Raw genomic sequence first — 11993 nt, 5'->3', positions numbered from 1 at the left:
GTCCCGCGGAGCCGCGCTTCAGCTGTCCAGGTCGCCCAGCACCTCCGTGACCAGGGCGGCGATCGGCGAGCGCTCCGAGCGGGTCAGCGTGACGTGGCCGAAGAGAGGGTGGCCCTTGAGCGCCTCGACCACCGCGGTCACCCCGTCGTGCCGGCCGACCCGGAGGTTGTCGCGCTGGGCGACGTCGTGGGTCATGACCACCTTGGAGTTCTGCCCGATGCGGGAGAGCACGGTGAGCAGCACGTTCTTCTCGAGGGACTGCGCCTCGTCGACGATCACGAAGGCGTCGTGCAGGGAGCGGCCGCGGATGTGCGTCAGCGGCAGCACCTCGAGCATGCCGCGGTCCAGCACCTCCTCGACGACCTCCTGCGAGACCAGCGCCCCGAGGGTGTCGAAGACCGCCTGGCCCCACGGGTTCATCTTCTCCTCCTCGGAGCCGGGCAGGTAGCCGAGCTCCTGGCCGCCCACCGCGTAGAGGGGCCGGAAGACCATGACCTTGCGGTGCTCCCGGCGCTCCATCACCGTCTCCAGGCCCGCGCACAGGGCCAGGGCGGACTTGCCGGTGCCGGCGCGCCCGCCCAGGGACACGATGCCCACCTCGGGGTCCAGCAGGAGGTCGATGGCGAGCCGCTGCTCGGCGGAGCGCCCGTGCACGCCGAAGACGTCCCGGTCGCCGCGCACCACCCGGGCGGAGCCGTCGGCGCGGACCCGCGCCAGGGCGCTGCCGCGCACCGAGTGCAAGGTCAGGCCCGTGTTGGCCGGCAGCCCCTCGGCGCCCGGGACCACGACGGCCTCGCCGCCGTAGAGCCGGTCCACCACGTCGTCGGGGACCTCGAGGGCCGCGGTCCCGGACCACTCGACGTCGGAGCCCACCCACTCGGCCCGGTACTCCTCGGCCTCCAGGCCCAGGGCGGAGGCCTTGACCCGCATCGGCAGGTCCTTCGAGACGATGCACACGTCCTTGCCCTCGTTGGCGAGGCTCAGCGCCACGGCCAGGATCAGGGAGTCGTTGTCCTTGAGCCGGAAGCTCACCGGGAGCACGGTGTCCGAGACGTGGTTGAGCTCCACGACGAGGCTCCCGCCCTCGTCCCCGAGGGGCACGGGCCGGTTGAGCCCGCCGTGCTCCACGCGCAGGTCGTCCAGCAGCCGCAGCGCCTGCCGGGCGAAGTAGCCCAGCTCGGGGTCGTGCCGCTTGCGCTCCAGCTCGGTGATCACGATGACCGGCAGCACCACCCGGTGCTCGGCGAAGCGCAGGAGGGCCCGGGGGTCGGAGAGCAGCACCGACGTGTCGATCACGTAGGAGCGCACCCCTGCCCCCAGGGGGGCGGAGATGTCGACGATGCGCTCCTGCTTCTTCGAGATGCTCATGGCGGGCCTTCCTCCTCGGTGCGGCGGGCGGCGTCCGCGCCGTCCACCTGAGGACAACGTATGCGGAGCCGACCCGCCGCGCGAGCAGAAACGGTGAACGGCGCGGAAATTGGCCACGACCAGCAGGGGCGGCACCGGAGGCGGCCCAGGGGGCGGCACGGGTGCGGCACGGGCGACGGCGACGGGCGGGGCCCGGCGCGCTCAGCCGCCGAAGCGCCGCTGCCGGGAGGCGTAGTCGCGCAGCGCCCGCAGGAAGTCCACGCGCCGGAAGTCCGGCCACAGCGCCTCGCAGAAGTAGTACTCGCTGTAGGCGGACTGCCACATGAGGAACCCCGACAGCCGCTGCTCGCCGGAGGTGCGGATCAGCAGGTCCGGGTCCGGCTGCCCGCGCGTGTAGAGGTGCTGGGAGATGTCCTCCACGGACAGGCTCTGCGCCAGCTCCCGGACGTCCGTGCCGGCGTCGAGGGCCTCGGTGAGGACCTCCCGCACGGCGTCCACGATCTCCTGCCGGCCCCCGTAGCCCACCGCGATGTTCAGGTGCGGGCCGGCGTTGTCCGCGGTGCGCTCGGTGAGGTCGGCCAGGCACGCCGCCAGCCGCGGCGGGAGCATCTCGAGGGCGCCGACGGGCTGCACCCGGCAGATGCCCGCCTCGGAGAGGGTGTCCATGAGGTCGGAGATGATCTCGAGCAGGGGCTCCAGCTCCGCGGCCGGGCGCTTGAGGTTCTCGGTCGAGAGGATGTAGAGGGTGACCACCTCGATGTCCAGCTCCCGGCACCAGCCGAGGAACTCGACGATCTTCTGCGCCCCCGCCTTGTGCCCGTCCGCGGTGGAGGCGCCGAACTGCTTGGCCCACCGCCGGTTGCCGTCCACCAGGACGCCGACGTGCTTGGGCAGCCGCCGCGGGTCGAGCTCGGCGGAGAGCCGGCGCTCGTAGAACCGGTAGAGCGGCCGTGGCTTGGGCATCTGTGCTTCCTCCCGGGTTCTCGCGCACGGTGTCGGTGGTGGGCCGGACGTGGTGGGGGCCACGGCGCCGGGCGTGGTGGTCGTCACGGACCCGGCCGGCTCTCGGCGACGCCTCCTAAACTACCCGGTGGGAGACCGGACGGACTCACGCCCAGCACGCCGGAAGGAACATCATGGAGCACACGCACGGCGCCGCCGGACGGGCCGCAGGCCGCGTCGAGGAGGCGGTCGAGCACGGGCTCGAGGGCCTCGCGGAGCGCAAGCCCGCGTGGCGGGGCTGGATCCACGCGAGTTTCACGCCCGTCGTCGTCGTCCTGGGCCTCGTGGCGATCCTGCTCGCGCCCACCGTCGAGCTGCGGATCGCGTGCGCCGTGTACGGGGTGACCGGCATCCTCCTGTTCGGCGTGTCGGCGATCTACCACCGCGCCTACTGGCCCCGGCGGCTGCACATGGTCCTGCGCCGGATGGACCACTCGAACATCGCGCTGCTGATCGCGGGGACCTACACCCCGCTGGCCGTCGCGCTGCTGGAGCCGGCGCAGTCCCGGCTGCTGCTGGGCGTGATCTGGTCCTGCGCCGCCGGTCTCGTGCTCTTCCGGCTGCTGTGGACGCTCGCGCCCCGCTGGCTGTACACCCCGCTGTACGTGGTGATGGGGTGCCTGGCCCTCGTCTACCTGCCGCAGTTCTGGCAGACCAGCCCGCCGGCGGCCGCGCTCACCGCCGCCGGTGGCGCGGCCTACATCACCGGGGCCGTGGTCTACGGGACCCGGCGGCCGCGCCTGCTCCCGGAGGTGTTCAGCTTCCACGAGGTCTTCCACGCCTTCACGGTGCTGGGCTTCGTGCTGCACTACGTGGCGATCATGCTCGCGATGCTCGGCTGAGCGGATCCGTCCCGCCCAGCTGCTCCTGCAGCTCCGCGACGGAGTGGACGGGGGCCCGGCAGGCGAAGTCCCGGCACACCCAGACCGTGAACCGTCCGCCGGGCGCGGTCCTCCCGCGGGCCGCGCCGGGCGCGCCCGGCGCGTCGGCGTCCACCACCCGGGTGGCCAGCACGGCGGCGGGCCCCACCGCGCGACGCGCCGCGAGCTTGTCCTCGGCGGTCCCGCCCGCCAGCACCACGTGGGCCGGGGCGGACGCGAGCTCCAACCGCACGGCCAGGGCCCGGCCCGCGCTGCGGGGCGAGCGGCGGGCCAGCAGGTCCAGGGAGCCCAGCAGGGACGCCACCGGGCGCAGCCGCCGCTCGTCCTCCTCGAGGGACCACAGCTCCACGAGCACCGCGGCGAGCACGGCCGTCCCGGCCGGCGTGACGTCGTCGAGCGGATCGGCCCGCCCGGAGGTGCCGGCCGCCAGCAGCGGCGCGGGGACGTCGGCCATGTCGGACCACACCGGCTCCGGGGCGTCCGGCCGGCCGTCCGGCACGCTCCCCGGGGCCGGGTGGGCGAACCGCTCCGCCGCGACGTCGGCGAGCTCCCTGGCCCGCTCGTACCAGGGCGTCGCCCCTGTGGCCCGGTACAGGACCAGGAAGCCCTCGGCGACCGTCGCGTAGTCCTCGAGCAGGCCCTCGATGGAGTGCTCCGCCGAGCCCGCGTGGCTGGTGCGCGCGAGCCGCCGGCGCGTCGCGTCCCAGTGGACCGCCCACAGGTGCGCCGCTGCCCCCTCGGCCGCGAGCACGAGCGCCGGGTCCTCCAGCAGCACGCCGGCCTCGGCGAGGGCCGCGACCGTCATGCCGTTCCAGCCGGCCACGACCTTGTCGTCGCGGGCGGGCGCGGGCCGCCGGGACCGCGCGGCCGCGAGCGCGGGGCGGGCCGCGTCCCACAGGGCTCGCTCGCCGTCGTCGAGGACCCGTCCGGGGTGGAGGGGCTGCGGGGGCCCGGCCGCCACGCCCATCAGGTCGGCCACGGCCGTGCCGTGCTCGGCGCCCAGGATCTCGCGCAGCTCGGACCGGCGCCACACGTAGAACGCGCCCTCGCCGCTGTGCACGTCGCCCTCAGCAGCGGCCGTGTCCGCGTCGAGGGAGGACGCGAACGCCCCGCCGGGCAGGCGCAGCCCGGTCAGCAGGAACCCGGCGGTGTCCGCGGCGGCCCGCCCGTGGCCGGCCGCCGGCTCGAGCGCGGCGGCGCGCGCGAGGGCGCGCAGCAGCTGGGCGTTGTCGTAGAGCATCTTCTCGTAGTGCGGCAGGGACCACTCCCGGGTCACGGAGTACCGGTAGAAGCCGCCGCCCACGTGGTCGAACAGCGCCGAGCCGCGCATCGCCCCGAGGGTCCGCCCGAGCAGGCCCCGCGCCCGGTCCGCGGTGCCCGGGGCGCCGGCGGCGGCGAGCCGCTCCAGGAGGAGGAGCACCGTGGAGGGCGGGAACTTCGGGGCGCCGCCGAAGCCCCCGTGCAGGGGGTCCTCCTCGCGCAGCAGCGCCTCGAGCGCCACCGCGGCCGGGTCCGTCCCCTCCACCCCGGCCGGCGCGGCCGGCGGCCCGGCCTCGGGCACGGTCACCGCGGCGCCGGCCAGGGCGGAGCGCAGGTCCTCCGCCTGCCCGGCGATCGCCCGGGCGACTGCATCCCCGGCCTGCTCGAGCTCGTGCCGGCGCTCGGCCCACGCGCCGGACACGGCCTCGAGCAGCTGCCGGAAGGACGGCATGCCGTGAGCCGGGCGCGGCGGGAAGTAGGTGCCCGCGTGGAACGCCCGCCCGTCGGGGGTGAGGAACGCGCTCAGGGGCCAGCCGCCCTGGCCGGTGATCAGCTGCGCGGCCGCCATGTACGTCGCGTCCACGTCGGGGCGCTCCTCGCGGTCCACCTTCACGGGCACGAAGTGCTCGTTGAGATACGCGCCGATCCCCGGGTCCTCGAAGGACTCGTGGGCCATCACGTGGCACCAGTGGCAGGCGGCGTAGCCCACCGAGAGGAAGACCGGCACGTCGCGGCGGGCGGCCTCCGCGAACGCGGCGTCGTCGAAGGGCTGCCAGTCCACGGGGTTGTCCGCGTGCTGGCGCAGATAGGCGGAGGACTGTCCGGTCAATCGATTCGGCACGGGGGCTCCTCGGATCTCGGGTCCTGCTCACGGGCCCGCCGGCGGGCCCCGGGTCTCAGCCGCGGCGGTCGGGGCCCTCCGGCTCCTCGGCCGGCACGGCGGTCCCGCTCCCGGCCCGGTCGGCGTCGGGCGGGTCGCCGACCGCGGTGGCTCCACCGGTCCGGTCGGAGTCCGGCACTGCGTCCGCCGCGGTGTCCGTCGCGATGTCCGTGCCGGCTGCGCCCTCCCGCCGCTCCTCGGCGGCGCGGCGCTCGGCGTACTCCGCGCGGTAGCGCAGGCGCCGGTTGCGGCGGTTGAAGTCACGCACCAGGAAGATGACGGCCACGGCCAGCAGCAGCGTCATGAGGAAGCCCAGCATCCCGGGGGTCACCTGGCTCGGGTCCAGGCCGGGGCGCAGGGTGCCCTCGTCGATCGGGTTGGGTGCCATCGCCGGCAGCTGGGCGAGCGCGGTCAGCACGGTGGTCATCCCGGCGCTCAGCCCGCGATCCCGGCGAACAGGTCGTGCTCCGGCAAATCGGTGGGCACCCGGGACTCCGCCAGGACGTAGTCCTCCCACGGCCACACCTGGGACTGCAGCTCGGCGGAGACCGCGAAGAACATCCCGTCCGGGGCCACCTGGGTCCGGTGGCTGCGCAGCGCCTCGTCCCGCAGCGCGAACGTGTCCGGGCACCGCACCTTCGTGGTGGTCTCGTGCCGGGGAGCCGGCGGGCGGTGGCCCTCCGGGTCGCTCTCCTGCAGCATCGCGATGCGGGCCGCGTACGGGGACTGCAGACCGCGCTGCTCGAGGGCCTCGTGCAGCGCCACGAAGCGCTCCACGTTGAACGCGCGGTCGTAGTAGAGCTTCTGCGGCGTCCACGGCTCGCCGAGCCCCGGATACCGCTGCGGGTCGCCGGCGGCCCGGAACGCCTCGACCGAGACGTTGTGGGTCTGGATGTGGTCCGGGTGCGGGTAGCCGCCGTTCTCGTCGTAGGTGAGGATCACGTGCGGGCGGAACCGGCGCACGAGCCGGACCAGGGGCGCGGCCGCCCGCTCGAGCGGCTGCAGCGCGAAGCAGCCCCAGGGCAGCGGCGGCAGCGGGTCCCCCTCGGGCAGCCCCGAGTCCACGAAGCCGAGCCAGCGGTGCTGCACGTCCAGCGCGGCGGCCGCCTGCGCCATCTCGTGCCGGCGCAGACCGGTGAGGTCCCGCTCGGCGTGCGGGTGGCCCTCCATCTCGGCGTTGAGGATCGACCCGCGCTCCCCACCGGTGCACGTGGCCACCATGACCTCGACCCCCTGCCGGACGTAGTGGGCCATGGTCGCGGCGCCCTTGCTCGACTCGTCGTCGGGGTGGGCGTGGACGGCCAGCAGGCGCATCTCTGACAGGGAGGTCACTCGGGAGGTCCTCTCGGGAACGGTCGGGGAGACGGGGAGACGGCCGGTGCGGGCACGGGCCGCCGCCCATTTTACGCGTTCGCCGGGACGGCCTGCGCCCGGGATGCTCCCAGGGGCCTCGGCTACAGTGGTCTGGCGGTCGCCGGACCGCCCCCTGTCCCTCCAGACCCGAGGCCGCCGTGTCCACCGACTCCCCAGACCTGCTCCGCGACCGCTACGGAGCGCCCCGCCGCGAGCGCCGGATGGGAACGCGCGGCTGGATCGGTCTCGCCGTGCTGGCCACGCTCCTCACCGCCGTCTTCGTCGTCTGGGTGGTCACGGCCCGGCAGAGCGCCCCCGTGGTCAAGGACATCGGTTTCGAGGTGGTCTCGGAGCACCGGGCCACGGCGGACTTCGAGCTCACCAAGCGCCCGGAGGACGTCGTCACGTGCGCCGTGCAGGCCCTCAACCACGAGTACGCCGTGGTGGGCTGGGCCGAGGTGACCGTCGGGGCCGTTCCCGAGGACCGGCTGGGCGACGGCGGGACGAGCTCCCACCGCGCGGCCGTGCGCACCACCAACCTGGCCACCACCGCGGTCGTGGACTCCTGCTGGCTCGAGGGCTGAGCCCCTCCCCCGTCGCGACTCCCGTGTGTCGCGGTCGTCGTCGTGCTTTGGGCATGTCCGCCCGCCCCGCCTAGACTGGGGACCAGGACTCCCCGTCCCCGGCAGCCGGACACCGTCCGAAACGGACGACCAGCACCGGGGCGGGGTCTTTGCGTAGCGGACCCCCGCGCCGTCGTCCCGGTCCGCCGCGCCGTCGCCCCGGTCCGCCGCGGACCTGCCCGGACCCGGGCGGCTGCCCGCGGCCCGACCGACCGTCCACCGAGGAGAGACTGTGACCACCACGAACAAGACCGGCGCCTGGCTGACCCAGGAGGCCTACGACCGCCTGAAGAAGGAGCTCGACCACATCTCCGGCCCGTACCGTCAGGAGATCGTGGAGCGCATCGACCAGGCGCGCTCGGAGGGCGACCTCAAGGAGAACGGCGGCTACCACGCCGCCCGCGAGGAGCAGAGCAAGAACGAGGGGCGCATCGTGCACCTCAAGAACCTGCTCGAGAACGCCCAGGTCGGCGAGGCCCCGGCCGACGACGGGGTCGTCGAGGCCGGCATGGTCGTCACCGCCGAGATCGCCGGCGAGGCGATGACCTTCCTCATCGGCTCCCGCGAGGTGGCCGAGGACCTGGCCGCCGGCAGCAACCTCGAGGTCTTCTCCGAGAAGTCCCCCATGGGCTCCGCGATCTCCGGCCACCGGGTCGGCGACGAGCTGTCCTACACCGCTCCCAACGGCAAGCAGATCCCGGTGAAGATCCTGGACGCCACGCCGTTCCAGAGCTGAGGCCGCCGTGACGACCCACTGGCTGCGCAGCCCCGGCCCTGCCACCAAGGCCCTGATCGTCCTGACCGCCGTGCTCGCGGTCGTGGCCGTCGTGCTTCACTTCGCGGGCCAGGGCGACCCGGCCGCGAGCGCACCCGGCAGCCTGCGCAACGTCGTCGTCTTCGCGACGTTCGTCAGCGCGTTCGTCACCTATCTCACGGGCCGGCGCCGCTCCTGACGCCGCCCCGCCCACCAACGGCGCCGGTCCCCTCGGGGCCGGCGCCGTTCGTCGTCGGGGATCTCCGGAACGCGGGGCCGGACGGGGGGTCAGTGCACGACGACGGGGTGGTAGCCCTCCGCCTCGAGTGCCCGCAGGACCTCCCGGCAGTGCTCGTGCCCCTTGGTCTCCATGTCGATGGTGATGGACACGTCGCCCAGGCTGAGCGAGCCGCCGATGCGCGTGTGGTCCACCCCGGTGACGTTGGCGTCCTGGACCGCGATGAGCTGGGAGATGCGCGCGAGCTCGCCCGGACGGTCGGTGAGCATCATCTTGATGGTCATGTACCTGCCGGCCGCGGAGAGACCCCGCTGGATGACCTTGAGCATGAGCATGGGGTCCACGTTGCCGCCCGAGAGCACCACCACCGTGCTGCCCAGGTCCGGGTACGCGGCCTGCAGGCGGCCGTCCAGGAGGGCGGCGACGCCGACGGCGCCCGCCGGCTCGACCACGAGCTTGTTGCGCTCGAGCAGGAAGATCAGCGCCTGGGCGAGGGAGTCCTCCGAGACCGTCACGACGTCGTCGGTGAGCTCCTTGATGATGCTGAAGGGCAGCTGTCCCGGCTTGCCCACGGCGATGCCGTCCGCGATGGTCGAGACCCGGTCGAGGGTGACCAGCGCGTCCCCGGCGAGGGAGGGCGGATAGGCCGCCGCGTTCTCGGCCTGCACGCCGATGAGCCGGATGGGCCGGCCGAGCTGCTCGGCACGGGACTTCACCGCCACGGCCAGGCCGGCGAGCAGCCCGCCGCCGCCCACGCCCGTGATGACGGTGTCCACGTCGGGCACCTGCTCGAGCACCTCGAGCCCGAGCGTGCCCTGCCCGGCCACGATGTCGGCGTGGTCGAAGGGGTGGACGAAGACCGCCCCCGTCTCGGTGGCGTGGCGCTGGGCCTCGGCGAGCGCCTCGTCCACGCGGGTGCCGTGCAGGATCACCTCGGCACCGTGGTCCTGGGTCGCGGCGATCTTGGGCAGGGCCGCGCCCAGCGGCATGTAGATCCGGGCGGTGATGCCCAGCTTCGCCGCGGCGAGGGCCACGCCCTGGGCGTGGTTGCCGGCGGAGGCCGCCACGACGCCCCGGGCCTTCTCCTCGTCGGTGAGCTTCGCCATCCGCACGTAGGCGCCCCGGACCTTGAAGGAGCCCGCGCGCTGCAGGTTCTCGGCCTTGAGGTTGACCTCGGAGCCGACCAGCCGGGAGAGCGCCCGGGAGTGGGTCACCGGGGTCCGGTCGATCACGCCCTCGAGGAGCGCGGCGGCGTCCTGGATGTCGGCGAGACGGACGGGCAGATCGGCCAGGCTCACGGTGCGTCTTCTTTCCCGGTCGGTGCGAGGAGGTCGGGGCCGCGGCGGCCCCACGGGTCCGCTCCACGGTGAGCGCCCGCCGGCGGCGGGCGCGGTCCTCATCCTAGTCGTTGCCCGGTGACCGCTCGGGCGCGGTGGCCGCCCCTGGACCGCCTCCCGGGCCGCTGCCGGCACCGTTCTCCGGGGCGCCGCCGTGCCCGGCGTCCCGGCCGCTGCCGGGGGTGGAGGCCGCGGCGGCCCGGGACCGGTCGTCCCGGCGTCCGCGCTTCAGGGCGGCCTGCAGCCGCTCCTTGGCGCGCGTCCGGCGGAAGCGCTGGAGCTGTGCCATCACCTGGTCCCGGGTGATCTCGTTCCGGCGGGCGTGCTTCTTGATCTCCCACGGGAAGTAGTACGGCTCCCAGGGGATCTCGTCGTCCTCCTTCCACGTCCCGCCCACGAGGTAGCGCACCACCGTGTTGAGGAACGCCATCACGGGCACCGCGAACAGGGCCCCTGCGATGCCGAAGAGGATGGTGCCGGAGGCGACGGCGAGGAAGACCGCGAGCGGGTGCAGGGACACGGCCCGGCCCATCACGAGCGGCTGCAGGACGTTGGACTCGATCTGCTGCACCAGGAGCACCACGGCGAGCATGCCCAGGGCGTTGCCGAAGCCGTTGGCCACGAGGGCGACGAGCACGGCCACGGCGCCCGTGACCACGGCGCCCACGATCGGGATGAAGGAGCCGAGGAACACGAGGATGCCGATGGGCAGCGCCAGCGGGACCCCGAGCAGGGCCGCGCCGAGCCCGATGCCCACGGCGTCCACGAACGCCACGAAGCCCTGGATCCGCGCGTACTGCACCAGCGAGGTCCAGCCCCGGCGGCCGGCGCCGTTGACGGCCCGCCGCGCGCTGACCGGGAACAGCCGGACGAGGAAGAGCCAGATCCGCTCCCCGTCCATCAGGAAGAACAGCAGGGTGAAGAGCATGATGATGATGCCGGTCAGCACGTTGCCGGCGGTGGAGCCGAATGACATGGCCCCGTCCAGGATGGCCTGGCTGTTGTCCTGCACCGTGGTGCCGAGGTCGTCGATCCAGTCGTTGACGCTGTCCGCGCTGACGTTCAGGGGCCCGTCCTCGAGCCAGCCCAGCAGCTGCTGGGTGCCGACCACCACGTTCTCCGACAACTGGGCGAAGCCCAGCACGATCTGCCGGCCGGCGAGCACGAGCAGCCCCGTCACGAGGGCGATGAGGGACAGGACCGCGATCCCGGAGGCGAGGCCCGCCGGCACGTGCTGTCCCCGCAGCCACTTCACCAGCGGGAACAGGAGCCCGGCGAGCAGACCGGCGATGAGCACGGGGATGATGACCACCGTGATGGTCGACAGCATGTACCCGAACAGCCCCACGGCCGCGAGGATGATGATGAGCCGCCACGACCACGCCGCGGCCACCCGCACCGAGACCGCCACGCCGCCCGCCGCGTTGCCGTGCAGCGGAGGGAGCTCGGAGTTTCGTCCCGGCCGTGCGGGCGGCTCGGTGTCGTGCGCGGTGGAAGGCATGGAGTCATCTTGGCACGCCGGAAGGACGTGTCGCCCGCCGCCCGGTCGCGGCCGGCGAGGGGATCCGCGGGCCGGTACGGCGCGCGGAGCGGCAGCGGTGGAAGACTGGCGGCATGTCACGCACTGTCCTCCGCGTCCTCGCCCAGCGCCGGCCGGCTCCCGGCCTGACCCCGGACGCCCCGCCGCGGGAGGAGCTGGAGGCCGTGCTCCGCGCCGCCGCGGGGACGGCGGCCGCCGATCCGGGGCTGAGCTGGCGGGTGGCGGTCACCACCCGCCGCTCCGCTCCGGAGCTCGCGGCCGCGCTGGCCGGGCTGACCCGGGTGCCGGACATGTCGGCCCCCTTCCCCCGGCTCAAGGGCAAGCAGCTGCGCCGGCTCGCGGCCTTCCGGGGGGCCCTGAAGTGGGCGAGCACGGGAGGCCTCGGCTGCGCACTGGTCTTCAGCCCGGACGAGGCCCTGGGCGTCCCCCGCAAGGAGCAGCTGCACGCGGCGCACGGCGCCCGCCCCCTGCTCGAGGCCGCGTTCTGGGCCGCCGGCTGGGCCACGGTGTGGTCCCACCGCGACGGCGAGGGCGAGGACGCGGTCCGCGCGTTCTACGGGCTCGCGGAGGAGGAGAAGCTGCTCGGCTGGCTGTTCGTCGGGCGCCCGCCCCGTGCCGTGGCCGCCGAGCACACGGCCACCCGTCCCACGCCGGGGCCCCGGATCTCGTACCACTGAGCACCGCCGGCCCGGCCGGTCCGCCGCGCCCGGCGTGGTCCGGGGCACGACGACGGCCCGGCACCCGCGGTGCGCGGGTG

Annotated in this window: 12 protein-coding genes; 5 read left to right on the top strand and 7 right to left on the bottom strand. The window is 74.3% G+C overall.

Translation table 11 applies throughout. The annotated features are described in order from the left end of the window. Nucleotides 1–18: 18 nt before the first annotated feature. Nucleotides 19–1368: a PhoH family protein gene (locus tag ACFU0Y_RS13745; RefSeq protein ID WP_380215089.1), complete on the bottom strand. Its 1350-nt coding sequence runs from the start codon at nucleotides 1366–1368 to the stop codon at nucleotides 19–21. 201 nt (nucleotides 1369–1569) lie between these two features. Continuing rightward, complete coding sequence (locus ACFU0Y_RS13740) at nucleotides 1570–2331, bottom strand: isoprenyl transferase (protein WP_380215088.1); 762 nt, start codon at nucleotides 2329–2331, stop codon at nucleotides 1570–1572. 173 nt (nucleotides 2332–2504) lie between these two features. Between ACFU0Y_RS13740 and ACFU0Y_RS13735 the strand changes: the two genes are divergently transcribed. Then, on the top strand, nucleotides 2505–3212 hold the full coding sequence (locus tag ACFU0Y_RS13735; RefSeq protein ID WP_380215087.1) for a hemolysin III family protein: 708 nt from the start codon (nucleotides 2505–2507) through the stop codon (nucleotides 3210–3212). Here the strand turns inward: ACFU0Y_RS13735 and ACFU0Y_RS13730 are convergent. From ACFU0Y_RS13730 to mca, 3 genes are read right to left on the bottom strand one after another with little or no spacing between them, the layout of a single operon-like run. After that, complete coding sequence (locus tag ACFU0Y_RS13730) at nucleotides 3190–5352, bottom strand: thioredoxin domain-containing protein (RefSeq protein WP_380215086.1); 2163 nt, start codon at nucleotides 5350–5352, stop codon at nucleotides 3190–3192. The genes ACFU0Y_RS13735 and ACFU0Y_RS13730 overlap by 23 nt on opposite strands. Before the next feature lie 55 nt (nucleotides 5353–5407). After that, nucleotides 5408–5818: a hypothetical protein gene (locus ACFU0Y_RS13725; RefSeq protein ID WP_380215085.1), complete on the bottom strand. Its 411-nt coding sequence runs from the start codon at nucleotides 5816–5818 to the stop codon at nucleotides 5408–5410. Nucleotides 5819–5826: 8 nt separating this feature from the next. After that, the gene (gene mca / locus ACFU0Y_RS13720) at nucleotides 5827–6705 is read right to left on the bottom strand and encodes a mycothiol conjugate amidase Mca (protein ID WP_380215090.1); all 879 of its coding nucleotides are present in this window, start codon (nucleotides 6703–6705) and stop codon (nucleotides 5827–5829) included. 197 nt (nucleotides 6706–6902) lie between these two features. Here mca and ACFU0Y_RS13715 point away from each other — a divergent pair, with 197 nt between their 5' ends. The 3 genes from ACFU0Y_RS13715 to ACFU0Y_RS13705 all read left to right on the top strand — a co-directional run bounded on the left by ACFU0Y_RS13715 (nucleotide 6903) and on the right by ACFU0Y_RS13705 (nucleotide 8320). Beyond that, nucleotides 6903–7328 (top strand): DUF4307 domain-containing protein, encoded by a 426-nt coding sequence (locus ACFU0Y_RS13715; protein WP_380215084.1) that lies wholly within the window; start codon nucleotides 6903–6905, stop codon nucleotides 7326–7328. 271 nt (nucleotides 7329–7599) lie between these two features. Continuing rightward, nucleotides 7600–8103 (top strand): transcription elongation factor GreA, encoded by a 504-nt coding sequence (gene greA / locus ACFU0Y_RS13710; protein WP_380215083.1) that lies wholly within the window; start codon nucleotides 7600–7602, stop codon nucleotides 8101–8103. Between the two features lie 7 nt (nucleotides 8104–8110). Then, complete coding sequence (locus tag ACFU0Y_RS13705; protein WP_380215082.1) at nucleotides 8111–8320, top strand: hypothetical protein; 210 nt, start codon at nucleotides 8111–8113, stop codon at nucleotides 8318–8320. An 89-nt stretch (nucleotides 8321–8409) separates the two neighbouring features. Here ACFU0Y_RS13705 and ilvA read toward each other — a convergent pair whose 3' ends face one another. Then, nucleotides 8410–9657: a threonine ammonia-lyase gene (gene ilvA, locus ACFU0Y_RS13700; protein ID WP_380215081.1), complete on the bottom strand. Its 1248-nt coding sequence runs from the start codon at nucleotides 9655–9657 to the stop codon at nucleotides 8410–8412. 103 nt (nucleotides 9658–9760) lie between these two features. Further along, on the bottom strand, nucleotides 9761–11197 hold the full coding sequence (locus ACFU0Y_RS13695) for an AI-2E family transporter (protein ID WP_380215080.1): 1437 nt from the start codon (nucleotides 11195–11197) through the stop codon (nucleotides 9761–9763). A gap of 113 nt (nucleotides 11198–11310) precedes the next feature. Here ACFU0Y_RS13695 and ACFU0Y_RS13690 point away from each other — a divergent pair, with 113 nt between their 5' ends. Further along, on the top strand, nucleotides 11311–11913 hold the full coding sequence (locus tag ACFU0Y_RS13690; RefSeq protein ID WP_380215079.1) for a nitroreductase family protein: 603 nt from the start codon (nucleotides 11311–11313) through the stop codon (nucleotides 11911–11913). Nucleotides 11914–11993 lie beyond the last annotated feature (80 nt).

Origin of the sequence: Kocuria sp. NPDC057446 (assembly GCF_042802875.1) — a bacterium.
In the GTDB taxonomy this organism is placed as follows: Bacteria; Actinomycetota; Actinomycetes; order Actinomycetales; family Micrococcaceae; genus Kocuria.
This window is presented reverse-complemented; position numbering and strand designations above follow the sequence as displayed.

Bases quoted from the DNA above. Each gene is read 5' to 3' on its own strand.
- ACFU0Y_RS13695 (WP_380215080.1), bottom strand. From the start codon at position 11,197: ATGCCTTCCACCGCGCACGACACCGAGCCGCCCGCACGGCCGGGACGA.
- mca (WP_380215090.1), bottom strand. From the start codon at position 6,705: ATGCGCCTGCTGGCCGTCCACGCCCACCCCGACGACGAGTCGAGCAAG.
- ACFU0Y_RS13735 (WP_380215087.1), top strand. From the start codon at position 2,505: ATGGAGCACACGCACGGCGCCGCCGGACGGGCCGCAGGCCGCGTCGAG.
- ACFU0Y_RS13745 (WP_380215089.1), bottom strand. From the start codon at position 1,368: ATGAGCATCTCGAAGAAGCAGGAGCGCATCGTCGACATCTCCGCCCCC.
- ACFU0Y_RS13725 (WP_380215085.1), bottom strand. From the start codon at position 5,818: ATGACCACCGTGCTGACCGCGCTCGCCCAGCTGCCGGCGATGGCACCC.
- ACFU0Y_RS13740 (WP_380215088.1), bottom strand. From the start codon at position 2,331: ATGCCCAAGCCACGGCCGCTCTACCGGTTCTACGAGCGCCGGCTCTCC.
- ACFU0Y_RS13690 (WP_380215079.1), top strand. From the start codon at position 11,311: ATGTCACGCACTGTCCTCCGCGTCCTCGCCCAGCGCCGGCCGGCTCCC.